The 24,302-nt window shown below is 45.1% G+C and carries 25 protein-coding genes; 8 read left to right on the forward strand and 17 right to left on the reverse strand.

The window, feature by feature from the left end; genetic code table 11:
• Positions 1 to 256 precede the first annotated feature (256 nt).
• Positions 257 to 1,564, reverse strand: coding sequence for an anaerobic C4-dicarboxylate transporter (locus AB6E08_RS00905; protein ID WP_017101331.1), 1,308 nt, complete (start codon positions 1,562 to 1,564; stop codon positions 257 to 259).
• 181 nt (positions 1,565 to 1,745) lie between these two features.
• Positions 1,746 to 3,197, reverse strand: a complete 1,452-nt coding sequence (gene aspA, locus AB6E08_RS00910; RefSeq protein WP_009844714.1) for an aspartate ammonia-lyase — start codon at positions 3,195 to 3,197, stop codon at positions 1,746 to 1,748.
• A gap of 284 nt (positions 3,198 to 3,481) precedes the next feature.
• Here aspA and AB6E08_RS00915 point away from each other — a divergent pair, with 284 nt between their 5' ends.
• Positions 3,482 to 4,006: an FxsA family protein gene (locus tag AB6E08_RS00915; RefSeq protein ID WP_012604974.1), complete on the forward strand. Its 525-nt coding sequence runs from the start codon at positions 3,482 to 3,484 to the stop codon at positions 4,004 to 4,006.
• Positions 4,007 to 4,126: 120 nt separating this feature from the next.
• On the opposite strand, the gene trmL is transcribed toward AB6E08_RS00915, so the two are convergent.
• The 4 genes from trmL to AB6E08_RS00935 all read right to left on the reverse strand — a co-directional run bounded on the left by trmL (position 4,127) and on the right by AB6E08_RS00935 (position 7,446).
• Positions 4,127 to 4,606: a tRNA (uridine(34)/cytosine(34)/5-carboxymethylaminomethyluridine(34)-2'-O)-methyltransferase TrmL gene (gene trmL / locus AB6E08_RS00920; RefSeq protein WP_009844716.1), complete on the reverse strand. Its 480-nt coding sequence runs from the start codon at positions 4,604 to 4,606 to the stop codon at positions 4,127 to 4,129.
• A 77-nt stretch (positions 4,607 to 4,683) separates the two neighbouring features.
• Positions 4,684 to 5,301 carry a superoxide dismutase gene (locus AB6E08_RS00925; protein WP_012604973.1) on the reverse strand — a complete coding sequence of 206 codons (618 nt, stop codon included), beginning with the start codon at positions 5,299 to 5,301 and terminating at the stop codon, positions 4,684 to 4,686.
• Positions 5,302 to 5,377: 76 nt separating this feature from the next.
• Positions 5,378 to 6,757, reverse strand: a complete 1,380-nt coding sequence (gene cpxA / locus AB6E08_RS00930; protein ID WP_012604972.1) for an envelope stress sensor histidine kinase CpxA — start codon at positions 6,755 to 6,757, stop codon at positions 5,378 to 5,380.
• Positions 6,757 to 7,446 (reverse strand): response regulator, encoded by a 690-nt coding sequence (locus AB6E08_RS00935; protein WP_017103634.1) that lies wholly within the window; start codon positions 7,444 to 7,446, stop codon positions 6,757 to 6,759. Before AB6E08_RS00935 ends, cpxA begins: the two co-directional genes overlap by 1 nt.
• Positions 7,447 to 7,625: 179 nt before the next feature.
• On the opposite strand from AB6E08_RS00935, the gene AB6E08_RS00940 reads away from it, so the two are divergent.
• The 3 genes from AB6E08_RS00940 to pfkA all read left to right on the forward strand — a co-directional run bounded on the left by AB6E08_RS00940 (position 7,626) and on the right by pfkA (position 10,487).
• Positions 7,626 to 8,135 (forward strand): CpxP family protein, encoded by a 510-nt coding sequence (locus tag AB6E08_RS00940; RefSeq protein WP_012604971.1) that lies wholly within the window; start codon positions 7,626 to 7,628, stop codon positions 8,133 to 8,135.
• Positions 8,136 to 8,299: 164 nt separating this feature from the next.
• Positions 8,300 to 9,208, forward strand: a complete 909-nt coding sequence (gene fieF, locus AB6E08_RS00945) for a CDF family cation-efflux transporter FieF (protein ID WP_029225530.1) — start codon at positions 8,300 to 8,302, stop codon at positions 9,206 to 9,208.
• 316 nt (positions 9,209 to 9,524) lie between these two features.
• Positions 9,525 to 10,487: a 6-phosphofructokinase gene (gene pfkA / locus AB6E08_RS00950; RefSeq protein WP_009848871.1), complete on the forward strand. Its 963-nt coding sequence runs from the start codon at positions 9,525 to 9,527 to the stop codon at positions 10,485 to 10,487.
• Between the two features lie 149 nt (positions 10,488 to 10,636).
• Here the strand turns inward: pfkA and tpiA are convergent, their stop codons facing one another.
• Positions 10,637 to 11,407, reverse strand: coding sequence for a triose-phosphate isomerase (tpiA, locus tag AB6E08_RS00955; RefSeq protein ID WP_017101334.1), 771 nt, complete (start codon positions 11,405 to 11,407; stop codon positions 10,637 to 10,639).
• Positions 11,408 to 11,656: 249 nt separating this feature from the next.
• Here tpiA and AB6E08_RS00960 point away from each other — a divergent pair, with 249 nt between their 5' ends.
• On the forward strand, positions 11,657 to 12,004 hold the full coding sequence (locus AB6E08_RS00960; protein WP_004729703.1) for a 5-carboxymethyl-2-hydroxymuconate Delta-isomerase: 348 nt from the start codon (positions 11,657 to 11,659) through the stop codon (positions 12,002 to 12,004).
• An 86-nt stretch (positions 12,005 to 12,090) separates the two neighbouring features.
• Complete coding sequence (locus AB6E08_RS00965; protein WP_009848873.1) at positions 12,091 to 12,513, forward strand: DUF805 domain-containing protein; 423 nt, start codon at positions 12,091 to 12,093, stop codon at positions 12,511 to 12,513.
• A 68-nt stretch (positions 12,514 to 12,581) separates the two neighbouring features.
• On the opposite strand, the gene AB6E08_RS00970 is transcribed toward AB6E08_RS00965, so the two are convergent.
• From AB6E08_RS00970 to glpX, 3 genes are all read right to left on the reverse strand, one after another.
• Complete coding sequence (locus AB6E08_RS00970) at positions 12,582 to 12,929, reverse strand: DUF3135 domain-containing protein (protein WP_012604966.1); 348 nt, start codon at positions 12,927 to 12,929, stop codon at positions 12,582 to 12,584.
• Between the two features lie 136 nt (positions 12,930 to 13,065).
• Positions 13,066 to 13,692, reverse strand: coding sequence for a metalloregulator ArsR/SmtB family transcription factor (locus AB6E08_RS00975; protein ID WP_017103632.1), 627 nt, complete (start codon positions 13,690 to 13,692; stop codon positions 13,066 to 13,068).
• Positions 13,693 to 13,891: 199 nt separating this feature from the next.
• A complete protein-coding gene (glpX, locus tag AB6E08_RS00980; protein ID WP_009848876.1) occupies positions 13,892 to 14,899 on the reverse strand; it encodes a class II fructose-bisphosphatase in 1,008 nt (335 codons plus the stop codon).
• Positions 14,900 to 15,223: 324 nt separating this feature from the next.
• On the opposite strand from glpX, the gene zapB reads away from it, so the two are divergent.
• Positions 15,224 to 15,466, forward strand: coding sequence for a cell division protein ZapB (gene zapB, locus AB6E08_RS00985; RefSeq protein ID WP_009848877.1), 243 nt, complete (start codon positions 15,224 to 15,226; stop codon positions 15,464 to 15,466).
• 109 nt (positions 15,467 to 15,575) lie between these two features.
• On the opposite strand, the gene rraA is transcribed toward zapB, so the two are convergent.
• The 7 genes from rraA to priA form a co-directional block, all read right to left on the reverse strand.
• A complete protein-coding gene (rraA, locus tag AB6E08_RS00990; protein WP_009848878.1) occupies positions 15,576 to 16,094 on the reverse strand; it encodes a ribonuclease E activity regulator RraA in 519 nt (172 codons plus the stop codon).
• A gap of 73 nt (positions 16,095 to 16,167) precedes the next feature.
• Positions 16,168 to 17,085, reverse strand: a complete 918-nt coding sequence (locus AB6E08_RS00995) for a 1,4-dihydroxy-2-naphthoate polyprenyltransferase (RefSeq protein ID WP_009848879.1) — start codon at positions 17,083 to 17,085, stop codon at positions 16,168 to 16,170.
• A gap of 155 nt (positions 17,086 to 17,240) precedes the next feature.
• Positions 17,241 to 18,581: an HslU--HslV peptidase ATPase subunit gene (gene hslU / locus AB6E08_RS01000; RefSeq protein ID WP_372064546.1), complete on the reverse strand. Its 1,341-nt coding sequence runs from the start codon at positions 18,579 to 18,581 to the stop codon at positions 17,241 to 17,243.
• A 58-nt stretch (positions 18,582 to 18,639) separates the two neighbouring features.
• On the reverse strand, positions 18,640 to 19,188 hold the full coding sequence (hslV, locus tag AB6E08_RS01005; protein ID WP_004729692.1) for an ATP-dependent protease subunit HslV: 549 nt from the start codon (positions 19,186 to 19,188) through the stop codon (positions 18,640 to 18,642).
• A gap of 214 nt (positions 19,189 to 19,402) precedes the next feature.
• Complete coding sequence (locus AB6E08_RS01010; protein WP_009848881.1) at positions 19,403 to 19,942, reverse strand: SPOR domain-containing protein; 540 nt, start codon at positions 19,940 to 19,942, stop codon at positions 19,403 to 19,405.
• Between the two features lie 122 nt (positions 19,943 to 20,064).
• Complete coding sequence (gene cytR / locus AB6E08_RS01015) at positions 20,065 to 21,069, reverse strand: DNA-binding transcriptional regulator CytR (protein WP_009848882.1); 1,005 nt, start codon at positions 21,067 to 21,069, stop codon at positions 20,065 to 20,067.
• A gap of 240 nt (positions 21,070 to 21,309) precedes the next feature.
• Positions 21,310 to 23,511 (reverse strand): primosomal protein N', encoded by a 2,202-nt coding sequence (gene priA / locus AB6E08_RS01020; RefSeq protein WP_371995659.1) that lies wholly within the window; start codon positions 23,509 to 23,511, stop codon positions 21,310 to 21,312.
• A gap of 330 nt (positions 23,512 to 23,841) precedes the next feature.
• On the opposite strand from priA, the gene rpmE reads away from it, so the two are divergent.
• Positions 23,842 to 24,060, forward strand: a complete 219-nt coding sequence (rpmE, locus tag AB6E08_RS01025; RefSeq protein ID WP_009848884.1) for a 50S ribosomal protein L31 — start codon at positions 23,842 to 23,844, stop codon at positions 24,058 to 24,060.
• Positions 24,061 to 24,302 lie beyond the last annotated feature (242 nt).

Below are 24,302 nucleotides of genomic sequence, written 5' to 3' on the forward strand. Positions count from 1 at the left end.
CAGAAAATTGGCAAGGTTTTTTGGTTAGTTAGCTTGGATTAATATTCGATGGGGATGACGGTAAATCAAAGGGAGATTGACTGGGTAGGCATTCCTAATTAATGGACTGAATAATCCTGGAATTTTATTCAAACTTTATTTTTAGTTGGTTTTTGAATTTTATAACGGTTATTTGACGTGTATCAAATAACACATTGAGCAGAAAACAAAAAAGGAAGCCGAAGCTTCCTTTTTTAGTTTAGAACATTAGTGATTACTAGATGAATAGGCCGCCAAATGCGAAGCCGAGTGCAACCGCTGTACTGATTGTTACCACACCAGGAATGAAGAATGGGTGATTAAATACGTACTTACCAATACGCGTTGAGCCTGTGTCATCCATCTCAACCGCTGCCAGTAGCGTAGGGTAAGTTGGAAGTACGAACAGTGCACTTACTGCAGCAAAAGAAGCCACGGCTGTTAGTGGTGCTACGCCAATCGCTAGAGCTGCTGGCATTAGTGCAACTGTTGTTGCGCCTTGAGAGTAAAGCAGCATAGAAGCGAAGAACAAAACAAGAGCCAGCATCCATGGGTAGTCAGCCAGTAGAGCACCTGCTACGTCTTTGATCTCAGCAACGTGTGCGTTTACAAACGTTGAACCTAACCAAGCTACACCAAGTACACAAACACACGCTGTCATACCAGAGCGGAATGTTGGCGCTGAAGAAATCTTCGCAGCATCAATCTTAGTGAACATCACGATAGCCGCTGCTGCTGCTAGCATCACAGACATGATCGCTTCGTTACGACCAAGCGCTGGGTTTTCAATTAGGCCAACAGAGCTAGAGATAGCCGCTGCGTAGCAAACCACGAAACCAATCGCTGCTAGGAAGATGTACGTTGCTCTCTTCGCTGTTGGTAGAATTTCACGCTTCTCTTCTGTCGCCAGTTTGATTAGACCTTTCTCTAGACGTTCTTGGTAAACAGGATCGTCTTTCAGTTCGCTACCCATGTAGTTAGCAACAACCGCACCAACCATACAAGCGATGAAGGTTGTTGGGATACAAACCATCAATAGCGTTAGGTAATCAACACCAAAGGGTGCCAGCATTGCTGCGAAAGCGACAACGGCAGCCGAGATTGGCGAAGCTGTGATAGCAATTTGAGAGGCGACAACTGCGATAGACAGTGGACGAGAAGGACGAACACCTTGGCCTTTCGCTACTTCTGCGATTACAGGAAGCGTAGAGAATGCTGTGTGACCAGTACCGGCCATTAGTGTCATTACAAAGGTCACAATCGGCGCGTAAAAGGTGATGCGTTCAGGGTGTTTACGCAAAAAGTTTTCTGCAATTTGTACCAACCAGTCCATACCGCCCGCAACCTGCATAGCAGCAATTGCGGTGATAACCGACATGATGATCAAGATTACGTCGATCGGGATGAAAGACTGGCTTGTTGGAACGCCAAGAATCAGTGAAAGGGCAATAACACCAGCACCACCGGCAAAACCAATACCGATACCGCCAATTCTGGCCCCCAAAAAGATAAAGAGCAGGACGATAAATAGTTCTACTGCAATCATAAGTAACACCTCATTTTAGATTTTATTATGTGAACATTCGCCGCTGGAATGTTCACATAATAGTTCTATGGTTTAGATTCTATTTCGCAAAAGTGCAACCAACAGAAACCCACAAAATTAACATGGTTAACCGTATTGGAGCCTAAAAAAGGGCTCCGTTTGGAGCCCTTTTTCGCTAACGTTATTCGTAGCGTTTTGCTTTATACTGAGGATGCATCAAATTTTCAACAGAGAAAATGTCATCAAGTTCTTCTTCGGTTAATAACCCGCGCTCTAGAACCACATCACGAACACTTTTACCTGTTTCTGCACAGATCTTACCAACAACATCACCCTCGTGGTGGCCAATGTATGGGTTTAGGTAAGTGACGATACCGATAGAGTTAAATACGTGAGATTCACACACTTCTTTGTTCACAGTAATGCCGTCTACACACTTGTCGCGTAGGTTCACACATGCGTTTGTTAGAATGTCTAGAGACTCAAACATGCTTTGTGCGATAACAGGTTCCATTACGTTCAGTTGAAGCTGACCGCCTTCTGCAGCGAAAGAAACCGTGTTGTCGTTACCTAAAACTTTAAAGCAAACTTGGTTTACTACTTCAGGCACTACTGGGTTTACTTTAGCTGGCATGATTGAAGAGCCTGCTTGCAGTTCAGGTAGGTTTAGTTCGTTAAAGCCAGTGCGTGGGCCTGAAGAAAGAAGACGTAAGTCGTTACAAATCTTAGACAGTTTAACCGCTAGGCGCTTAAGTGCACCGTGCGTCATTACGTATGCGCCACAGTCAGATGTTGCTTCGATAAGATCTTCAGCCGCTACACACTCTAGGCCAGTTACTTCCGCTAGGTGTTTAACTGCTAGGCCTTGGTAACCCGGTGCTGCATTCAGACCTGTACCGATAGCCGTTGCGCCTAGGTTAACTTCAAGCAATAGCTTTGAAGTGTATTCTAGGTTTTTGATTTCTTCATTGATGGTTACAGCCCAAGCGTGGAACTCTTGGCCAACCGTCATTGGAACAGCATCTTGAAGTTGAGTACGACCCATCTTCAGGATTGTGTTGAATTCTTGGCTCTTAAGCTCGAATGCACCTTTTAGGTATTCGATAGCGTCAATCAGTTTACGAACGCTGTTGTACACAGAGATACGGAAACCCGTAGGGTAAGCACAGTTAGTTGATTGGCTGCGGTTTACATGGTCATTTGGGTTGATGAACTCATATTGGCCTTTTTCTTTGCCCATAAGTTCAAGTGCAACGTTTGCCACAACTTCGTTAGCATTCATGTTTACAGAAGTACCAGCACCACCTTGGAATACATCCGATGGGAACTGATCCATGCACTTGCCAGTGTCTAGAATGAGGTCACAAGCTTCGATGATGTATTTAGCTACTTCGCTTGGGATTACACCTAACTCTTTGTTTGCTAAAGCCGCTGCTTTCTTTGTCATCACCATACCGCGAACGAATTCAGGTACATCTGAGATCGTTACATTTGAGATGTTGAAGTTTTCAACTGCGCGTAGAGTGTGGATGCCGTAGTAAGCATCAGCCGGAACATGACGTTGACCTAGTAGATCTTCTTCGAGACGAGTAGCTTGAGGAGCTTCAACTTGAGCTTCTGATAGATTAGCCATAACAGGATCCTTAGAGAATTATTCTGATTATATAGTTAGTTATTAGCCTATTCTGTGTGCAAATACTCCGTTCGCTAGAATATTGGGCTGATAAATCCGTCCTGACTTATGTGGCACATGATACTGTACTTAGCGCATAAAAATATTAAGTTGATCACCTTTTTCGGTTTTGTTTCGTCAATATTTTGCAAAGTTATTCTCGGTCAATAAACACGCTTATTTACAGGATAAATTTGAGATTGATAGGGCTTTCAGCGTAAACTGGATGTAACAAAGGAGGGCGTGTGTTTCCTATCTTATTATTACTCTTTATCTTCGTACCCATCATTGAGATTGGGCTATTTATTCAAGTTGGTGGCTTCTTAGGATTGTGGCCAACTATTGCGTTGGTTTTGATTACTGCATTTGTTGGTGCATCGCTTGTTCGTAGCCAAGGCATTCAAACACTTATGTCTGTGCAAGGTCGATTACAACAAGGCGAAATGCCAGCACAACAGATTCTTGAAGGCGTGATGCTTGCGGTTGCTGGTGTATTGCTGCTGACTCCTGGCTTTATGACGGACGCACTCGGTATGTTGGTATTGCTACCAGCACCAAGAGCGATGATTGCTAAGAAAATGATGGAAAAAATGGTGGTGACCAATATGTCTGGCGGTTTCCATGCGGGTGGACAGGCTGGTTTTGGTCAGAGTCCATTTGGACAAGACCCATTTAATCGCGACCCATCAGATCAATCAAAAGACGGTAACACCTTTGAAGGTGAGTTTGAGAAGAAAGACGATGACAACGATCGTAACCGCTTAAACTAGTCCGTTTTTTCTCTCTTCTTTATATAGAGGGAAAACAGAAAAGGCTCTTACCTTTATCCTTCGCAAGAAAGTGATAATGGTAAGAGCCTTTTTTATTGCTAGCAGGGGAGGAGCGTTCGGTTATACCGCGCCTTCAAAGCCCATTTGTCGCCACGCTTCGAATGCAATAATAGCAACCGCGTTAGATAGGTTGAGGCTACGCGCATCTGGCATCATTGGAATACGAATGCGTTGTTCCATTGGCATGCTTTCGATGAACTCTGCAGGCAGGCCACGTGTCTCAGGGCCAAACATCAACACATCACCTTGTTGGAATTTCGCATCCACGTGGTGACCTGTGGTCTTTGTCGTGCAAGCAAAGATGCGGAAGTCACCCTCGCGTTCATTCTCTAGATACTCAAGAAAGGCTTCTAGGTTCTTGTGACGCTTAACACGCGCTAGATCGTGGTAATCCAAGCCAGCACGACGAACTTTCTTCTCTTCAAAATCAAAGCCAAGCGGCTCAATCAGGTGCAGGTTTGCGCCGCAGTTAGCACATAGGCGGATGATGTTACCCGTATTGGGCGCAATTTCAGGTTCGTATAGAGCGATATCAAACATGTTGGTTCACAAGAATAATCAAAGATAGCCAGAGTATACGGTGGCAAGCTGAGTGAGTACAGTTCACCACCATTGGCTTACGCTTTATTCGCGAGTGCTTGTGCGTAGTTTTCAGAAACCGCATTCCAATTCACCACGTTCCACCATGCATTGATGTAATCAGGGCGACGGTTTTGGTAGCTGATGTAGTAGGCGTGTTCCCAGACATCCAGTGCAAGAATCGGCTCACCGTTGCTGGCGATGGTATCCATCCACGGGTTGTCTTGGTTTGAGGTCGAGATGATTTTCAGTTGTCCTTCTTCTACTACCAACCAAGCAAAGCCTGAACCGAAGGTATTGATTGCCGCTTGAGCGAACTGATCTTGGAACGTCTCGAAATCTCCGAAAGTACTTTGGATCGCGTCGCCAAGTTTACCTGCTGGTTCACCCCCGCCATCTTGAGCCATGCAGTTCCAATATAAAATATGGTTGTAGTAACCGCCGCCATTGTTGCGAACGGCAGGGCTGTGCTGAGAGATGTTAGCGAAGATCTCGGTCAGAGATTGCTGCTCAAGTTCACTGCCAGAAATCGCCGCAACAAACTTATCGTAGTAGGTTCTATGGTGCTTGCTGTAGTGCACTTCCATCGTCTTAGCGTCAATGTAAGGTTCTAGGGCGTCGTAGGCGTAGGGTAGAGCAGGAAAAGAGTGTGACATGGTAAATCCTCCTTAATTAGAGGACTTACCATAATGATAATGGAAATCATTATCAACTGTGATCTTTGTAGGGGTATTACACTGGCAGGATAGGCAGGGTGATTTTGAGTTGTAATCCACCGAGCTGGCTACGGCTTGCAGTGATGGTTCCGCTGTGTTGACGAATCGCACTCTCTGTAATGGTTAGGCCAAGCCCTGTGCCGCCAGAGTTACGATCTCGCGCCGTTGAAACTCGGTAGAAAGGTCTAAAGATAGAATCCAGTTCGTCATCAGGCACACCATCGCCATTATCATTGACGCAAATCGTCAGCCGATCTTGGACAACATCGAATTGCACATCGACTTGGTCTTTACCGTAGTAGATAGCATTGCGCGTAATATTGTCCAAGGCACTCATCAGTAGCTTAGGGTTACCCGAAATAGAACGGTCTGGGATCTCTGAAAACGTCAGTAATTTACCCATCTGTTCAGCTTCAAATTCTGCATCTTTTAAAATCTCTTCCCATAAGCTCGAAATAGGCTGAACCTCACGAGTAATATGGCTGTCGACCTGCATGCGTGATAGCGTCAGTAGCTCACTGATCATTTGCTCTAACCGCTGAGCTTCCATATCAATACGTTCTAACTCTTGGCTCTCACCTTGTTTACGAATCGCAAGTGCATTCGCCATGCGTAGGCGGGTCAATGGCGATCGTAGCTCGTGTGAGATATCTGAAAGTAGGCGTTGTTGCCCTGAGATCATCTGGTTCACTGCTTCGACCATTTGGTTAAAGCTCTCACCCGCTTGTCTGAATTCTGAGGTGCCTTTTTCGAGTGTGGGATCGACCTCAAACTGACCTTTCGCCACACGTTGTGCTGCGCGTTCAAGCCTACGAGCTGGTTGGCTCAATGCCCAAGCTAACCATAATAGCAGTGGGGTACTTGCTAGCATTACCGCAAGCAACAGTTGTAAAGGTCTATCAAATAAGCGCAGCAAAAATGGAGGAGGTTGGTTCCATTTTACTCCGGCATACATCAGTAATTCTTCTCCAGCGAGTGTGATAGGGACTGGCCCTGCTACCATGTAATGTCCGTATAACTTTTGCTTGGGTAATTCAGGGTTATCTATCGAGGTAACAAAATTACGAATCGCTTTAAGTTTGTAATTTGAGTGTCTTTTCGATGTAAGGACAGCGCCTTCAAGGTCGGTCAGGTAAATACGAGCACGAGAATCCTTGCGGCTACGCGGTGCCTCAAGTTGGAACACTATTTTTCCCAGGTTAGATTCTTTGGCGTAGCGCTTTTCTGTGAATTTAGCGATACGTTCGAGTTTATCGAGATGATCGGCAGGCACATCGCGCGCCACTCGCGGGTCTAAATGGGGAAGTGACAGTACCGACAAAAGCACCAGTAACATGGTGAACCAAAAGATAGCAAAGATACGTCCATATAAGCTGGTGATTTTAGGTATACGCATTAATCTTCCTCTACCAATAAGTAGCCACGGCCTCGTAAGGTTTTGATGCGAGATTTACCGTCACTGCGTTCTGGGATTTTTTTACGTAGGTTGGATATGTGCATGTCTATCGCACGGTCAAACGCTGCAAGCCTTTTGCCCAGCACATCCAAACTCAACGCTTCCTTGGTGATCACTTGCCCTGGGTTCTGGATTAGGTGACTCAGCAAAGCGAACTCGGTGGTGGTAAGATCGATAAGCTGGCCATTACAATAAGCTTCTTGCTTGCCGGGGAACACTTCAATGTCTTGATATTGAACCTTATCACTGGTTGCTTTAGGTGCGGTGTTGATCTGCGTTCTACGTAAGATGGCACGAATACGAGCGAGCAGCTCTCGGTCACTGAAAGGCTTTGGCAAGTAATCATCTGCGCCAAGCTCAAGGCCAATAACACGGTCGATCTCTTCACCTTTAGCTGTCAGCATCAGTACTGGCGTTTCCCAATTTTCTCTTAGTTTCTTTAGCGTTTCCATACCGTTAAGGCGCGGCATCATCACGTCCAAAAGAATCAAATCTATCTCATCATTGATAGCTTCCAACCCCGCATAGCCGTCGTTGGCTTCGGAAACAGTGAATCCCTCAAAGCTCAGTATGTCTTTAAGTAAGCCGGTTAGCTCGGTGTCGTCATCAATAAGAAGAATGTTCGCCATTGGGAAGCCTTAATCAGTTGTTTATAGGTTAATAATACTGCTAATTATTCGTCAACTTTCACTCTTTACGATTCTTTACGCTTTCTAAACGTCGCTTTACGAGGGAAAGACTAATCTATATCTAAGCGCTGAAAACAAACGCAACACATGACTGATTATACCGAATTGAGGCAAAAATTATGAAAATGACTAAGAAACTTGTACTAGTAGCTGCGGCACTTCCACTTATGTTAGGTACAGCAAGCGCGTTCGCATATGGCGGTGGCGATAAAGGTGACCACAAAGGCATGCATGGCAAGTGTGGCGGCTTTGACAAAAAAGTGATGCGTCAACTGGATCTGACGGATGCTCAAAAAGCAGAGCTAAAAGAGATGCGTGAAGCGAACCGTGCTGAGATGAAAGCAAAGCATTCAGGTAATAAAGCGGACAAGATGGCGCAGATGAAAGCGCACCACGAGAAAGTTCAAGATTTAGTTCTAGCCGATACCTTTGATGAAGCGGCGGCAAACGACCTAGCAAGCCAAATGGTAGAGAAGCAAACAGAGCGTCGTTTAACCATGCTGAAGAAGCAACATCAAATGATGAGCGTACTAACACCTGAACAGAAGACTCAACTGAAAGAAATCCAGCAAGATCGCATGGCTAAATGTGCGGACAAAATGGAAAAACGCATGAACAAAGACAAGTAATTCATGGTTTGAAAAAGCTGGATTGATTGAAAGTTGTTTAGAAAGAAGCGGCCTAGTGCCGCTTTTTTTGATCTTTAAAATGAATGTATTAGATCCTAGCTGTCATATTCAATCGGTGTTTTGCGGGTTATACTTTGTGCTATCAGTCACTTTATAGCCAATTTATGAAACAAGAATACGCACGTTTAGTTACGCTCGCCGCTTGGGCTGCCACCATCATTGCCTCCATATTATTGGTTGTGAAGGTTGCAGCGTGGTGGGTGACAGGCTCAGTCAGTTTATTAGCTTCTGTCGTTGACTCACTGTTGGATATCGCCGCTTCTGTCGTTAACCTTGTGGTGGTTCGTTACTCTCTGCAGCCAGCTGATAAAGAACATACCTTTGGTCATGGCAAGGCCGAATCTCTTGCTGCATTAGCACAAGCGATGTTTATTTCTGGTTCAGCTTGTTTCCTTATTCTTAACGGTATTGAGCGTTTCTTCCGACCGCATGAGCTGAACTCTCCTGAAATTGGTATTTATGTCAGCTTGTTCGCAATGGTCATGACCTTCGGTTTGGTTCGATTCCAAAAGCATGTTGTGAGCAAAACGGGTAGCCAAGCCATTGCGGCTGACTCACTGCATTATCAATCTGACCTCTATATGAATGCGGCGATTATGCTGGCGCTAGCACTGAGCTGGTTTGGTATCGGTCAAGCAGACTCGGTATTCGCGATTGGTATCGGCATCTACATTCTTTACAGTGCTTACCAAATGGCGATGGAAGCGGTGCAATCTCTACTTGATCACAAGCTACCCGATGAAGAGCTCAAGCAAATTAAAGAGGCATCGTTGAGTGTGGAAGGGGTACTGGGTGTACATCAACTAAGAACGCGCCGTTCTGGGCCTGTTCGTTTCATTCAATTGCATTTAGAACTCGAAGATAATATCCCACTGATTGAAGCACACCGCATTTCTGACGAAGTAGAGGAAAAGCTTATTTCAGTGTTCCCTGATGCTGATGTATTAATTCATCAAGATCCATATTCGGTCGTATTTGGCCCAGAGAAGCAGCAGAAATTTCACTCATGGTAATGCGTCTAAAAATTAGGCAGTAAATGGCAAGTGAATGGCTTTTGAACTAAAGTGAGTAAAAATTGCTAACTCAAAGGTGATTCAAAAATCACCTTAGTAACAATTAATGTTGATTCTGATGTGAATCAACAAAGTTATTGAGTAAAACTGTAATACTCTTACAGAAGTAGAAATGTTACATAATTTTACGTGATTTAAGTGCTATTCCTGTTGAGGAAATGTAACATAACGTACAAATATAGATTTAAAATCTTGTTGATATACAATCAGCAAGAACAAGAATTGAATAATAGATTCCCAAAAATCGAGGGTGAGCATGATTAAGAAGATCGGTGTTTTGACCAGTGGTGGTGACGCTCCAGGCATGAACGCAGCAGTTCGCGGTGTAGTTCGTACTGCGCTATCAGTTGGCATTGAAGTTTACGGCATTTACGACGGCTACCAAGGCCTTGTGGAAGACCGTATCGAAAAGCTTGACCGTTCAAGCGTATCTGACGTGATCAACCGTGGTGGTACTTTCTTAGGTTCTGCACGTTTCCCTGAGTTCAAAGACGTGGCTGTTCGTGAGAAAGGCATCGAGAACCTTAAGAAGCACGGTATCGAAGCACTTGTTGTTATCGGTGGTGACGGTTCTTACATGGGTGCTAAGAAACTGACTGAGATGGGTTACCCATGTATCGGTCTTCCTGGCACAATCGATAATGATATCGCGGGTACTGATTACACTATCGGTTACCTAACTGCGCTTAACACTGTTATCGATTCAATCGACCGTCTACGTGATACGTCTTCTTCTCACCAACGTATTTCTATTGTTGAAATCATGGGCCGTCACTGTGGTGACCTTACGCTTATGTCAGCAATCGCGGGTGGTTGTGAGTACATCATTACACCTGAGACTGGCCTAGATAAAGATCAGCTAATCAGCAATATCCAAGATGGTATTGCGAAAGGTAAGAAGCACGCAATTATCGCTCTAACTGAGCTAATGATGGACGCGAACGAACTGGCTAAAGAGATTGAAACGGCAACAGGTCGTGAGACTCGCGCAACCGTTCTTGGTCACATTCAACGTGGTGGTCGTCCTACTGCATTTGACCGTGTTTTAGCTTCTCGTATGGGCAACTACGCCGTTCACCTTCTTCAAGAAGGTCAAGGTGGTCGTTGTGTTGGTATCGAGAAAGAAGCTCTTGTTCACCACGATATCATCGACTGTATCGAGAACATGCAGAACCCAGACCGTTCTGAGTTGTTCCGCGTTGCAGAAGAGTTATTCTAAGCCAAGCTTAGCGTTCGCTTAAAAAATATTAAAAACCGCTGATTGTTCAGCGGTTTTTTGTGCCTGTCGTTTGAGTTTTCACAAACGGCAGGCACAAAAAAGGCCAACCTAAGTTGACCTTTCATCTAATCTAAACGGTGAAGTTTAAATTAAGCTTTTGCTTCAGCTGCTGCTTTAGCGATAGCTGCGAAGCTTTTTGCGTCAAGTGCTGCGCCGCCAACTAGAGCACCGTCGATGTCTGGTTGTGCGAAGTAAGCTGCAGCGTTTTCTGGCTTAACAGAACCGCCGTATTGGATAACAACTTTCTTAGCAACGTCTTCAGATTTCTCTGCGATGTGTGCACGGATTTGAGCGTGGATGCGTTGTGCATCTTCAGCTGTAGCTGCTTTACCAGTACCGATAGCCCAGATTGGTTCGTAAGCGATGATAGCGCCTTCAAGAGCTTCAACACTTTGAGTGTTGATAACAGCGTCAAGTTGACGAGCACATACAGCAACAGTTTCGCCTGCTTCGTTTTGTGCTTCAGATTCACCGATACAAAGAACTGGAGTTAGGCCGTTCTCTTTTAGGAATGCGAATTTCTTAGCAACGAATTCGTCAGACTCAGCGTGGTATTCACGACGCTCAGAGTGACCGATGATGATGTGAGATGCGCCGAACTCTTTAAGCATTGCTGGAGACATGTCGCCAGTGAATGCACCGCTGTTGTTTAGGTCAGAGTTTTGAGCACCTAGGATGATAGCGCTGCCCGCTTCAGTAAGCGTACGCTCAGCAAGATCAACGAAAAGTGCTGGTGGAGCAACTGCTACGTCTACGCCTGTTACGCCTTCAAGTTCAGCGTTAAGACCGTTTAGTAGATCAACAACCATTTCTTTGCTGCCGTTTAGTTTCCAGTTACCCATAACTACAGGATGACGCATAGGAATATCTCCAAAGTATTTAAATAAATCGAATGTAAAAAAGTAAACTTTATTACGAAATAATATAACAGAATAATATCAACAGATCATGACTGTGGTCATGACTTTCTTGGATCTTACTCAATGGTCAGAGTAGATTTTGAGCAAATATCAGTGATCCGGCAGACAGAATAATAGCTAACTTCTCGGATTTTTCATCGTTAGTTGCTATTAAGGGACAAACGATTGCGTTAACAATAGGAAGTAATAATGCCGAATCTAGTTCTAGAGTACTCAAATTCAGTGGATGAGCGAGTGAATATCCAAGGTTTACTGGAAGACCTTCATCAAGTTACATTAAACTGTGGTTTGTTTGATGTACCTTCTGTGAAGTCTCGTTCACTACGCTGTCATAACTGGTTGGTCGGTGATGAAGAGGACAATGTAGATTTTGTTCATATTAGCTTCGAGTTACTTTCTGGACGTACTGAAGAACAGAAAAGAGAATTGTCGCGTTTGTTAATGCAAACCTTACAAGAACAGGCAAGCCATATCCGTAGCCTAACGGTCAACATACGGGATATGGATAAAAGTTGCTTTCAGAAAGTGATTAACTAGCTAAAAATAATCAACTAACTAAAAGTGATTCACTAACTATTTGCTGCTAACTTTTTGGTAGCGTATTAATTTTTGAGTGTTTTAAGATGTCGATGAAAGATTTACTGCTCTCTTTCAAAGGGAGAATTGGTCGTAAGACTTACTGGATTTGGAATATTTTCTACTACATAGCGATCACTGGTTTTGCTTCTGGTATCTCTGTGTTGTTTCCTGCTTACTCTTACATCCTGCTACCAGTATTCCTATTGCTGCTAGTGATCCCAGATCTTGCGGTCACCGCTAAGCGCTGGCACGACCGCAATAAGTCGAATTACTGGTTACTACTTAATGTGCCCCTAGTACTGGGTCGTTTGGCTTCGCCAATGGCAGCGACTACCACTGAGCCGGTATCGCCAATCCATATGGTTGCGACCGTTGCAGCGTTAGTGTGTGGCTTATGGATTCTGATTGAGTGTGGTTTGTTGAAAGGCACAGAAGGCCGTAATGATTACGGTGAAGATCCCGTTTAAAGGTTGAATGATTGATAAGTAAGAAGGGAGCCTTGTGCTCCCTTTTTCTTTTTAATACTTTTCTACTTTTAGTACATTTTGGGTTCTGTATTCGGCCTGAAAGGCACGACATTTTCAGGTTTAGGTTCTTCAAAACTACAGCGACCTTCGAGTGCATCTTGGAATTTACAGACCTGACAACGAAGCTCCTGCATGAGCACGACATTAACATGATGTGGATTTTTACAGCGACCGACCACCAAATCGATGTGACTTTGCTGAGCGCGTAGCCTGTCTTGCATAGTTTCTGAGGCCGAACAAATCATCTGCTCGCACATTTCGTGTTTGAATTGATTGAATGCTTTCGGATCGCTTTTGGCGAGTTGGACCAGTTCATCAAAGGGGGGCAGTTTTTGATTTGGCTGTGGCTGTGCCATGATTCCTTCCTTAGCATTAAGCGTGTTTCATATGCTTTAAGCTTAAGAAATAAATTTGTACAAATTTTAATCTATTCTCATTTTCTCAATATTGAGACGGAATCGGTGGGTTGGGACTAGCCCTTAGCGCTTGGTATTACGATAAAGGCGTGGGCGTTAAGGTATAAGTACAGCGTCTCTCGCCGGCAATAATGTGTTCAGTGCGGCTTACATGACACTCATTTTTGAGCAGTTCAGTGAAAACATTGAGCTCAGATTGGCATAGGCTAGGGCAACGAGTTGCTGCTTTGCAGATGGGGCAGTGGTTCTCAATTAAGATGTAGTGCTCATCATGCTCTTGAAGTTCAGCCATATAGCCTTCTTCTTCGCGAAGCTGTGTGAGTTTTTCAAGCTTACTCATGAGCGAATCACAGCCAGACAGTGCAGATTGATACTGCTTCAGAGTGTGTTGTTCTCGCTCGGCAGCAACCTTAGCCAACCCTTCTTTACCGAATAGATTTTCTACGGCATCAATTACTTGAATAGTGAGTTCACCGTGTCGGTCTGAAAATTGGCTATGACCTTGTTGAGTCAGGGACCAGTGGCGAGTCGGGCGACCCACTTTCACTTTCACATCATGAAACGCAAGAATACCGTCATCTTCCAGACTTTGCAGATGTTGCCTTGCACCCATTGTCGTCATGCCAAACTCTTCTGACAGTTGTTTCGCGGTTACCGCGCCTTGACGCTTAATGGTCTGTAAGATTTTGTCGCTTGTTTTCATACTATCCCTACCTCATCAACCTCACTATTATGAGGCAAGGTGTTTATAAAGCAAACCATTTACTATATTGATGGGGATTTACTATATAGACAGCGTTTACTCTAGCGACAGCAAATGGTGAGATTCTGGTGCACTAATAAAACAAAAGGCTGATACTTGGTATCAGCCTTGGAACATTTCTGTTAGAGCTAGTTTAGGTCTACAGGATGTGACCGATTACTTCTGGGTCTTTACGCTCTAGGTAGTGGATAGATTTGATGCGGCGAATCGTACGACAGCGACCACGGATAAGCAGAGTTTCTGTGGTTGCGATATTGCCTGTGCGAGTGATGCCCTCTAGAAGATCACCCTTAGTAATACCTGTTGCCGAGAACACAACATTATCGCTGCGTGCCATGTCTTCCATTTTCAAGACGATGCCCGCCGTTACGCCCATTTCTGCACAACGCTCTAATTCAAGCTCACCGTGTTTGCGGTTCTCTTCTGTATCGCCTTTTACTTCATGACGAGGAAGAAGACGAGCGTGCATGTCACCGTCGAGTGCGCGAATAACAGCAGCAGAAACGACACCTTCAGGCGCGCCGCCGATGCAGTACATTACGTCTACTTCGCTGTCTGGCATACACGTTAGGATAGAAGCAGCAACATCACCGTCTGGCACAGCAAATACACGAACGCCCATGGCTTGCATGTCGGCAATGACTTGATCGTGACGAGGCTTAGCCAGTGTGGTTACTACTAGCGTATCGAGTGTTTTACCTAATGCTTTAGCGATGTTTTCTAGGTTTTCTGTTAGTGGCAGCTCTAGGTCAATCACGCCTTTAGCGCCAGGGCCAACAACCAATTTTTCCATGTACATGTCAGGCGCTTTAAGGAAGCTGCCTTTTTCGCCTGCAGCCAATACCGCCAATGCATTTGATTGACCCATAGCTGTCATGCGAGTCCCTTCAATTGGGTCTACGGCGATATCGACAGCATCGCCGCCCACACCGACGTTTTCACCGATATATAGCATAGGTGCATCATCGATTTCACCTTCGCCGATAACAATCTCACCGCTAATTTCGGTTTTGTTTAGTAGGCTACGCATTACTTCTACAGCAGCGCCATCTGCAGCGTTTTTATCGCCACGACCAAGCCACTTGTAACCAGCTAGTGCTGCACCTTCTGTGACACGAGAGAATGACATTGCTAAATCGCGTTTCATGCGGACTCCAAAATTATCAAAGGGGGAATAGAAATTTCGCGGCGAATTTTACCATATCCCAAAGGAAACGTTTGCTTTTTTGTTTTTTGGAGATTGCTCTCGATCAATTCGCAGTGGAAAACAGTTATTATTCATCAAAATAATCGGTTTGCCCTTGTGGCGGTAATCACTCACGTCAATATTCGGTAAAAAGCGCTGTTTTTTTCATCGAATGGCGCAAAATATCGAATATATTGAGTGTTTATCCTTGCTCTGCTGAGTAGAATGGGGAAATAAGTGGAGTGAACCTTCACCATCAAACGGATAACTTAAAGGTAGGCCAGAATGTCTTTTGAAGTACTAGAGCAGCTAGAAGCAAAAATTCAAACAGCAGTAGATACAATTGCACTTCTTCAAATGGAAGTGGAAGAGCTTAAAGAAGAGAAACAAGCACTAGCAACAGAAGCTGGTGAGCTTAAAGCAAGCCGTCACGAGCTAGAGCAAAAAACTCAGCAAATGCAGGAAGAGCATTCAGCATGGCAAGATCGCATCCGTAACCTTCTTGGTAAAATGGATGACGTAGAGTAATCAACTCTTCAGATTTTAAAAAACGCCCGCTACTCAGTAGCGGGCGTTTTCGTTTGTATTCTTATGCTTTGTGTTCTTTGGCTTGTTTTATTATTTGAAGCTGAGTGAGTTACTCGGCCTCTTCTTCTTCAACATCCAGATCGAGTTCTACATCCAAAGGCTCTGCCGAAAGAATAATGCCAGTGTTGTCTGCATAGAGGTAATCTTCCGGTAAGAAGGTCACGCTGCCAAAGTTCACAGGTACATCCAATTCGCCGACACCTTCTTGGCTTGCACCCACAGGAATAGAGGCTAAAGCCTGAATACCAAGATTCATGTCTTCTAGCTCATCGACTTCGCGTACGCAGCCATAAACCACAATACCTTCCCACTCATTGTCTTCAGCAAGTAGGGCAATCTCAGCATCGATCAGCGCTTTACGCAGTGAGCCGCCACCATCGATTAACAACACACGCCCCAAACCATCTTGTTCTAATACGGAGCGAATTAAAGCATTGTCTTCAAAACACTTTAATGTCGTGATCTGTCCTGCGAAGGATGCACGTCCACCGAAGTTGCTGAACATTGGCTCCACGACATCAACTTGATCCAAATATATGTCGCACAGTGCTGAAGTGTTGTATTCCATTAGTATACCTTTTGAACAATGAGCTTACTTTGAGTATATCGGTGCTTGATCCCTTTGCAATGATTAGTCTCATTTAACTCAATAGAGTTTGAGCTACGACAACCCCTGCAAACAATAGGTTAGTGACCAGTGAACATTTCACTATCACGGGCATCATTGGTGCAATCTGCGCTGGCTTTTCGGTTTCCCAAACGGCCTTACCGTGCTTATAAACAATAATAATGCTTAGTAAAAACGGCAGGCTGATCCAGACCGGTTTTTCTTGAATCAGCAGGTAGATAGCGAAAGAGGCAAGGGCGAGCCCAAGCAGTGCAAAATGATAGTGCTTGGCTTTGCGTTGCCCTAGGCGAACCGCCATGGTGCGCTTACCACATTCACTGTCGTTCTCTATATCACGCATGTTGTTGATGTTGAGTACCGCAACCGCCATTAATCCACAGCCTAAGGCCGGAAGAAATAGGCTTGGCTCAACATGACCAGTGTGTAGGAAGTATGTGCCTGAAACGCCTAACAAACCGAAGAAGATAAATACCGATAAGTCGCCAAGGCCAATATAACCATAAGGTTTATTGCCGACGGTGTAAGCGATGGCTGCAACAATGGCTAATACGCCCAACGCAATGAAAGATAAGATACTCTCAATCGAGGTTAAGGCATGAAAGATAAGAATCAGCCCAGCGAGCATGGTAAATACGATGTTGAGGATGATCGCTTGCTTCATGGTTTTCGCGGTCACCGCGCCAGATTGCATTGCACGTGTTGGCCCTAGACGGTTTTCGTTGTCTGTGCCTTTTACCGCGTCGCCATAGTCATTGGCTAAGTTCGACAGAATCTGTAATAGAGTGGCGGTTAAAAAAGCCAATAGTGCGATTGATAAAGAAAAATGACCACCAGCGAACGCTAAACTACTTCCTGTAAGAATAGAGACAAGTGCGAGAGGCAGAGTTTTTGGGCGTGCGGCATCAAGCCAAATCAGTAGAGATTGTTTCATCGTAGGTCTAATTCTTTGTAAGTCTTCGTTTCATACTGTGATTTGAGTATACGCCCATTTTTCGGGTAATAAAAAGCCCACTCGAAAGTGGGCCTTGAATTCGCTTATTAGCTGCTATTTCTTTGAGATAGAGCAATAAGTTGGAGTTTGGTGTGCTACAGGATGAAGCGGCTTAGGTCTTCGTCTTCTACGAGCTCGCCAAGCTTAGATATTACATAAGCCTCATCAATCACCAATTTGCTGCCTGCTCGGTCTGTTGCGTCGAATGAAATCTCATCCATTAGGCGCTCCATGACGGTATGTAGACGACGCGCACCGATGTTTTCAGTGGTTTCGTTCACACGCCATGCTGCGTCAGCAATTTGGTTGATGCCATCTTCAGTGAACTCAATGCCGACATCTTCTGTTTTCATCAGGGCAATGTACTGTTCTGTCAGTGATGCCTTTGGCTCAGTAAGAATACGTTTGAAATCATGTGCTGATAGTGCTTCTAGTTCGACACGGATTGGCAGACGACCTTGCAATTCAGGGATCAGTTCAGATGGCTTAGCCACTTGGAATGCACCTGAAGTGATAAACAAGATGTGGTCAGTTTTAACCATACCGTGCTTAGTTGATACTGTGCTGCCTTCGATAAGAGGGAGCAGGTCACGCTGAACACCTTCACGAGATACGTCTGGGCCAGAGCTGTCGCCACGCTTACAGATTTTGTCGATCTCATCGATGAATACGATGCCGTTGTTTTCAGCGTTGAAGATCGCGCTCTCTTTTAGCTCTTCTTGGTTCACAAGCTTCGCAGCTTCTTCTTCCGTTAGTGCTTTGAATGCGTCTTTGATTTTCATCTTACGCTTTTTCTTGGTATCGCCAGCGAGGTTTTGGAACATGCCTTGTAGCTGGTTTGTCATCTCTTCCATGCCTGGAGGTGACATGATTTCAACACCCATTTGTGGCGCCGCTACATCAACTTCAATCTCTTTGTCATCTAGCTTACCTTCACGCAGTTTCTTGCGGAAAATCTGACGAGTGTTTGAAGAAGTGGTGTCTTCAGTTGATTGCTCGTTCTGACCCCAAGCATCACGTGCTGGTGGTAGAAGGGCATCAAGAATGCGTTCTTCAGCTTGTTCTTCAGCGCGGTACTGTACTTTTTCCATCGCTTGTTGGTGTGTCATCTTGATGGCAACGTCCGTTAGATCACGGATGATGGTTTCAACTTCTTTACCTACGTAGCCCACTTCAGTGAACTTAGTCGCTTCTACCTTGATGAAAGGCGCGTTTGCTAGTTTCGCAAGACGGCGAGCAATTTCAGTTTTACCGACACCGGTTGGGCCGATCATCAGGATGTTTTTTGGTGATACTTCAACACGCAGACTTTCTTCAAGCTGCATACGACGCCAGCGGTTACGAAGGGCGATAGCCACTGAGCGCTTAGCGTTGTCTTGGCCGATAATGTGGCGATTGAGTTCGTGAACAATTTCGCGAGGAGTCATCTCAGACATGGTTTTTCCTTAATTCTTTAATCACTGTTGAATACAACGTTATTGATGGAAGCGGTCGTTACTCTGGCTTTGGCAGTTCAACGGTGCTTTCTAGTTCTTCAATAGTGTGGTGATGGTTGGTGAATACACAGATATCGCCCGCAATGTTCAGCGACTTTTCTGCGATTTCACGCGCATCTAAATCTGTATTTTCTAATAGTGCAGTGGCTGCTGCTTGAGCGAAGTTACCGCCCGAACCGATCGCAATCAGGTCGTTTTCTGGTTGAACGACGTCACCGTTACCTGTGATGATCAATGAAGCAGTTTCATCCGCTACTGCTAGCAGTGCTTCTAATTTACGTAGAGCACGGTCGCTACGCCAATCCTTCGCCAGCTCAACGGCAGCTTTGGTTAGGTGGCCTTGGTGCATTTGCAGCTTGCTTTCAAATTTTTCGAATAGCGTGAAAGCATCTGCCGTACCGCCAGCAAAACCGGCCAGTACTTTGTTGTTGTATAGGCGACGTACTTTACGGGCATTGCCCTTCATTACGGTGTTGCCTAGAGATACTTGTCCATCACCCGCGATGACGACTTTATTATTACGACGTACAGATACAATGGTAGTCACGAGTAGGGCCTCTTAATATTTCTTATCTTTGGGTATAAAAAGTATATGAGGATGGTGCTCGGATAATTCAAGGAAGGTCGAGTGATGTCGCGCAACTTATCGGCGGAAGTTGTAAGGAAATTTGGCTAAAGGGTGTAGATAAAAGAAAACCTCCACAATGGGAGGCTTTCGGTGTTTGGTTTTTCTGCTTCTGCTTCTGCGGCTAAATCTATAACTACTCGGTGTCTTTCCAAATAGCACAAGGTTCGATTTTCGCTCGCTGCAGCTTATGGCGATCTCGCTCTGCATCACGCTTCAATTTATATGGCCCTAGAACCACACGGTACCAGCTACTTCCATCTTTTTTACGGATTGAACTTGAGATACCTTGGAAAGCAATATCCAACTTACGTGCTTCAGCTTGGCTTGAGGTTTTGTACGCGCCACATTGCATGATGTAAGGGATCTTCGAGATCTGTTGCTCTTTGGCTTTTACTTCAATCTCACGACTTGGCAAGGTTTCAACGTAATCCCACTTCTCCTCTGGAGGGGGCGGAATTACTTTTGCTGGTTTCGGCTTAGGCTTTGGTTTGGTTACCACTGGAGTCGGTGCTGGCGGCTCAGGATCATTACTCAATAGGTAAAGGCCGTAACCAAAACCACCGGCAAGGAGGATCGCCAAAAGACCACTACGCCATGGTTTACGGCGAGGGGCTTGTTTTTTGGTCGGTTTTTTTGTGCCACGACCGCGCTTTACATAATCTCTATTAGCCACAAGACAATTCAATAGTTGCTGATTCTGCTCTCATGGTAATCCAGATTGAGCGAGGATAACAGTGCAGAAATGGAAGCGGCACATCAAAATGTGCCGCAGAATTATAAGGATATTTCTTCAGATTAGATTCGAGGCGGCGCTGTACTACCTCGAACGACTAATTTGGCTTCAAGCAGGCGCGACCCCGCTTGCACATCGTTGCCTTTAAGTACGTCGAGCATCATCAACATTGCTTGGCGTCCAATCTCATAACGAGGCTGAGAAATAGTGGTTAGCGGTGGATCGCAGTATTGAGCGAATTGGATGTCATCAAAGCCGACAATCGATAGGTCTTGAGGAACGCGTAAGCCTAATTTTTTCGCTTCTTGAATCGCGCCGATGGCCATCGCATCGTTATGACAGAAGATCGCTGTAGGTTGTTCAGGAAGAGCGAGTAATTGACGAACAGCTTGAGCGCCCGCTTCAAAGGTAAAGTCACCGACAGTGCTGTAGGCAGGATTCATTGATACTCCTGCACGACGTAGTGCTTGTTGGTAACCTTGTTGGCGGAATTTACACAGCGTTGCCGATATGGGCCCTGAAATTTGAGCGATACGTTTATGGCCTAACTGAGCTAGGTAGTTCACCGCTTCAAATGCTGAGGTCAGGTTATCGATGTGTACGGTAGGGAGTTCAAGCTCAGGGGCAAACTCACACGCCATCACCATCGGCGGTAAATTTTTTTGTTCAGGCTTACTGACATCAAACGGGTGGTCGGTGCCAAGTAGTAGCATGCCGTCAGCTTGTTTGGTGAATACTAAGTTAACAAATGAAGACTCACGCTTCTTCTGTTGGCCGCTATCACCCAGTAAAACGAGGTAGTCATTTTCTACTGCGGCATCTTCGATACCACGAATGATCTCTGCGAAATACGGGTCACAGATATCAGGAACAATAGTGATGATGGTTTTTGATTCGTTGCGACGTAAGTTTCTAGCTAATGTATTGGGTGAGTATCCAGCTTCAAGTACTGCTGTCTCAACTCGCTTACGAGTAGAAACCGAGACTTTTTCAGGGTTCATCAATGCACGTGATACCGTGGCTGTTGAAACGCCTGCTAGCTGGGCAACATCCTTCATTGTCGCCATAAATTAAACCCTCTTTTTAATTCCTTTGCTGCCTAAGTATCTAAGGCATGAATAATAAATGTAATCGAATAGATATTGTGAAAGTGTTGCTAACACTTTTTTTATTGCAATATTTTATTCGTTTCACCCATGTAAAGTTACGGCTAGATTAACAAAAATCACATGACTAGTGTGAAGTTGCTCACGAGAAATATGAAATATTTGTGAACAAACTTATCATTAGTTTTAACCCAAGTGGGTTTAGCTCAGATCTTGCGGCTCAATATCGAGTGACCAACGGACTTTTTTCGCAGCGGGTAACATATTGATTGCTGGCTTGGCGCTCATTAATAGCTTTTGCATCAACGAGCGAGTCTGTGTTTGTAAAATAAGCTGCCAGCGCGATTTACCTGCTCGTTTGGCTAGTGGTGCAGGGGTTGGTCCTAGCACCATACAATATTGGTCAAATAACGGATGCGATTCCAATGTGTGGCGCACTTGACGCAAAAACTCTTCCACTAAGCGAGTGTCATTGGCTTCCGCTCTAAACAAAGTCATGAAGGTATAAGGTGGCAACATCGCTTGTTTACGCTCTGCCAATGCAGTTTGAGCAAAGTGGTTGTAGTTTTTGTGCAGTAATGCCTGTAATAAGCCGTGTTCTGGATGGTGAGTTTGTAAGATAACTTCCCCCGGCTTACTGGCTCGTCCTGCTCGACCGGCGACTTGAGTAAACAATTGAGCCAATCGCTCAGAGGCGCGAAAGTCACTGCTATATAAAGAGGCATCAACGTCCAGCAATGCCACAAGTGTGACATCTGGGAAGTGATGCCCTTTGGCAAGCATCTGTGTACCAATCAGAATTTGGTATTCACCTTTACGAATCGATTCTAACGCGCTTTCTAAACTGCCTTTTCGGCGAGTGCTGTCTCGGTCAATGCGAATGGTTTTGTATTCAGGGAATAGTTGACCAAGTTGTGTTTCAAGTTGCTCGGTGCCGACACCTACAGTCACTAAATTAGCCGAACCACAGCCTTGGCAATTGTGCACGATATGCTGCTGCGATCCACAATGGTGGCAGCGCATCTCATTGCTGTATTGATGATAGGTGTAGTAGGCATCACAACGCTTACATTCCGCTGTCCAACCACAATCGTGACACATTAATGCGGGAGAAAACCCACGACGATTGAGGAACAACATCACTTGGTTGCCTGCTTTGAGGTGTCTTTGCATTTCAGCAATCAACGACGCAGACAAGCCACTTTCTAGATATTCCCCCTTAACGTCCAACACTTTATTGGTGGTCGGCAGCGCGACACCTGCGCGTGAGGTCAGGGTGAGGTAACTGTATTTACCGATCTGAGCGTTGTGCAGCGTTTCAAAGGCCGGAGTCGCCGAGCCTAGCACAACCGGAATCTGCGCTTTATGAGCACGCATGATGGCAACATCACGAGCGTGGTAGCGTAGGCTATCTTGCTGCTTATAAGAGGCGTCGTGCTCTTCATCGACAATGATAATGCCCAGATCCGCGAACGGTGTGAACAGAGCTGAACGAGTACCGATCACAATGCCCGCTATTTTATCACGCGCCGACAACCAAGCATTTAGTCGCTCAGAATCGTTTAAACCAGAATGGATAACCTCAACTGGAACATTAAAGCGTCGCTTAAAGCGGTTAATCGTTTGAGGGGTTAGACCGATCTCGGGCACTAACACTAACGCTTGTTTACCTTGGTCGAGAATCGGCTTGATCATATTCAGGTAGACTTCGGTCTTACCTGAGCCAGTTACACCCTCTAGCAAGAAGCAACCGAAGTCGGTTTGACTATTTACTGTCGCTATTGCTATAGCCTGTTCTTCATTGAGTTTTGGCTTATCTTGATCGTTTTCGAGCTCAACTGGCCACGGCTGGCGCTTCGGCTTTTTCTCTACCGATTCAACCCAGCCTTTCTCTTCCAACGTCTTAAGTACCGCGCTGCCCACTTCTTCATCAATGAATTCTTGATGGGGAACAGGGCCGTGCTCAAGCATGTGCATTACTTTGGCTTGTTTGACGGCACGACCAAAGCCTTGCATCAGTTGATCTCTACCTGATGGGGTCAGTTGCCATTCAACAAGCGTCGCGAAATCGGCCGCTTTGCCCTTTCGTAAGGCGCTTGGTAGTGCGTTGGCCAAGGTTTCACCTAGTGGATACTGATAGAACTGGCTGCACCATACCAAGAGTGAGTAGACCGATTCCGGCCAAACGGGTTGGTTGTCTAGTAAGGCTTTAATGGGCTTGAGTTTGTCTAACTCGAATTCAGATTCGTTAACCAGAGCCGTAACAATGCCTGTTAAGGTTTGTCGTCCAAAAGGCACAGAGACTCGACCGCCAATAATCGGAAATAGGTGGCTAGGAATCTTGTAATCGAACTGCTTGTCGAGTGGAACAGGCAGTGCCACACGGGCAATCATTGGACGCATAAAGGGACGGCTTTATCTGAGTTGACGAGAGCGAACAGTCTAATGGATAAGGGCGTTAAATTCGAGGAGCAGTTTAGATGACAGAGCTTACTTGAGGCTTGAATGCTACTGGAGCCAGAAAATAACGCTTAATAGAAGGTTTAAGGACAGTGTTGGTGAAAAATGTATCAAATCAGTTGATCCTACCTCACAGATTCATTACTATACTGCGCCTTAAAGGTATGGCTTTATCGCGGTTTAGTGATACAGCGGTGTCTTTATTTATTTTTTAACTACGTGTGGTGTCCGGCTTAGAATCGGATGGCGACGCGGCCTAATTGAGGTTTTCCCATGAAAGTTGGTATCCACCCAGAATACAAAGCAGTTTCTGCAACTTGTTCTTGCGGCAACACATTTGAGTTCAACTCAACGCTAGCAAAAGAATCAATCCACCTAGACGTATGTGACAAATGTCACCCGTTCTACACTGGTAAGCAACGTATCGTAGATACAGGCGGCCGTGTTGATCGCTTCAACAAGCGTTTCGGTGCTCTTTCTAGCAAGAAGTAATTCTCGCTATTTAGACATAAAAAGGACACTTCGGTGTCCTTTTTTGTTGCCTGAAATTTGAAAAAATACTGAATCGTATTTCATTATTAGCTCATTTAAAGTGGTAGGTTACTGGCGTAAATTTTATTTCATCGCTTACCCCAACACTCCTTCCTCGAAATTCGCTCTAAAGTTGAGCAGGCGACAGTAATTTCAACTGCCCACTGGTCTTATTAGTAGTGAAATCTCGTTTTTTAATGATA

The sequence above is a fragment of the Vibrio sp. 10N.247.310.24 genome (assembly GCF_041467175.1).
GTDB lineage: Bacteria > Pseudomonadota > Gammaproteobacteria > Enterobacterales > Vibrionaceae > Vibrio > Vibrio tasmaniensis_A.

Coding starts and splice junctions, on each gene's coding strand:
- AB6E08_RS00940 (WP_012604971.1), top strand. CDS start 7,626: ATGAAAATGACTAAGAAACTTGTACTAGTAGCTGCGGCACTTCCACTT.
- AB6E08_RS00965 (WP_009848873.1), top strand. CDS start 12,091: ATGTCGATGAAAGATTTACTGCTCTCTTTCAAAGGGAGAATTGGTCGT.
- AB6E08_RS00995 (WP_009848879.1), bottom strand. CDS start 17,085: ATGAAACAATCTCTACTGATTTGGCTTGATGCCGCACGCCCAAAAACT.
- hslU (WP_372064546.1), bottom strand. CDS start 18,581: ATGTCTGAGATGACTCCTCGCGAAATTGTTCACGAACTCAATCGCCAC.
- rpmE (WP_009848884.1), top strand. CDS start 23,842: ATGAAAGTTGGTATCCACCCAGAATACAAAGCAGTTTCTGCAACTTGT.
- AB6E08_RS00970 (WP_012604966.1), bottom strand. CDS start 12,929: ATGGCACAGCCACAGCCAAATCAAAAACTGCCCCCCTTTGATGAACTG.
- AB6E08_RS00905 (WP_017101331.1), bottom strand. CDS start 1,564: ATGATTGCAGTAGAACTATTTATCGTCCTGCTCTTTATCTTTTTGGGG.
- tpiA (WP_017101334.1), bottom strand. CDS start 11,407: ATGCGTCATCCTGTAGTTATGGGTAACTGGAAACTAAACGGCAGCAAA.
- zapB (WP_009848877.1), top strand. CDS start 15,224: ATGTCTTTTGAAGTACTAGAGCAGCTAGAAGCAAAAATTCAAACAGCA.
- AB6E08_RS00925 (WP_012604973.1), bottom strand. CDS start 5,301: ATGTCACACTCTTTTCCTGCTCTACCCTACGCCTACGACGCCCTAGAA.
- AB6E08_RS00960 (WP_004729703.1), top strand. CDS start 11,657: ATGCCGAATCTAGTTCTAGAGTACTCAAATTCAGTGGATGAGCGAGTG.
- rraA (WP_009848878.1), bottom strand. CDS start 16,094: ATGGAATACAACACTTCAGCACTGTGCGACATATATTTGGATCAAGTT.
- fieF (WP_029225530.1), top strand. CDS start 8,300: ATGAAACAAGAATACGCACGTTTAGTTACGCTCGCCGCTTGGGCTGCC.
- pfkA (WP_009848871.1), top strand. CDS start 9,525: ATGATTAAGAAGATCGGTGTTTTGACCAGTGGTGGTGACGCTCCAGGC.
- cpxA (WP_012604972.1), bottom strand. CDS start 6,757: ATGCGTATACCTAAAATCACCAGCTTATATGGACGTATCTTTGCTATC.
- glpX (WP_009848876.1), bottom strand. CDS start 14,899: ATGAAACGCGATTTAGCAATGTCATTCTCTCGTGTCACAGAAGGTGCA.
- AB6E08_RS00975 (WP_017103632.1), bottom strand. CDS start 13,692: ATGAAAACAAGCGACAAAATCTTACAGACCATTAAGCGTCAAGGCGCG.
- aspA (WP_009844714.1), bottom strand. CDS start 3,197: ATGGCTAATCTATCAGAAGCTCAAGTTGAAGCTCCTCAAGCTACTCGT.
- trmL (WP_009844716.1), bottom strand. CDS start 4,606: ATGTTTGATATCGCTCTATACGAACCTGAAATTGCGCCCAATACGGGT.
- priA (WP_371995659.1), bottom strand. CDS start 23,511: ATGCGTCCAATGATTGCCCGTGTGGCACTGCCTGTTCCACTCGACAAG.
- cytR (WP_009848882.1), bottom strand. CDS start 21,069: ATGGCGACAATGAAGGATGTTGCCCAGCTAGCAGGCGTTTCAACAGCC.
- AB6E08_RS00935 (WP_017103634.1), bottom strand. CDS start 7,446: ATGGCGAACATTCTTCTTATTGATGACGACACCGAGCTAACCGGCTTA.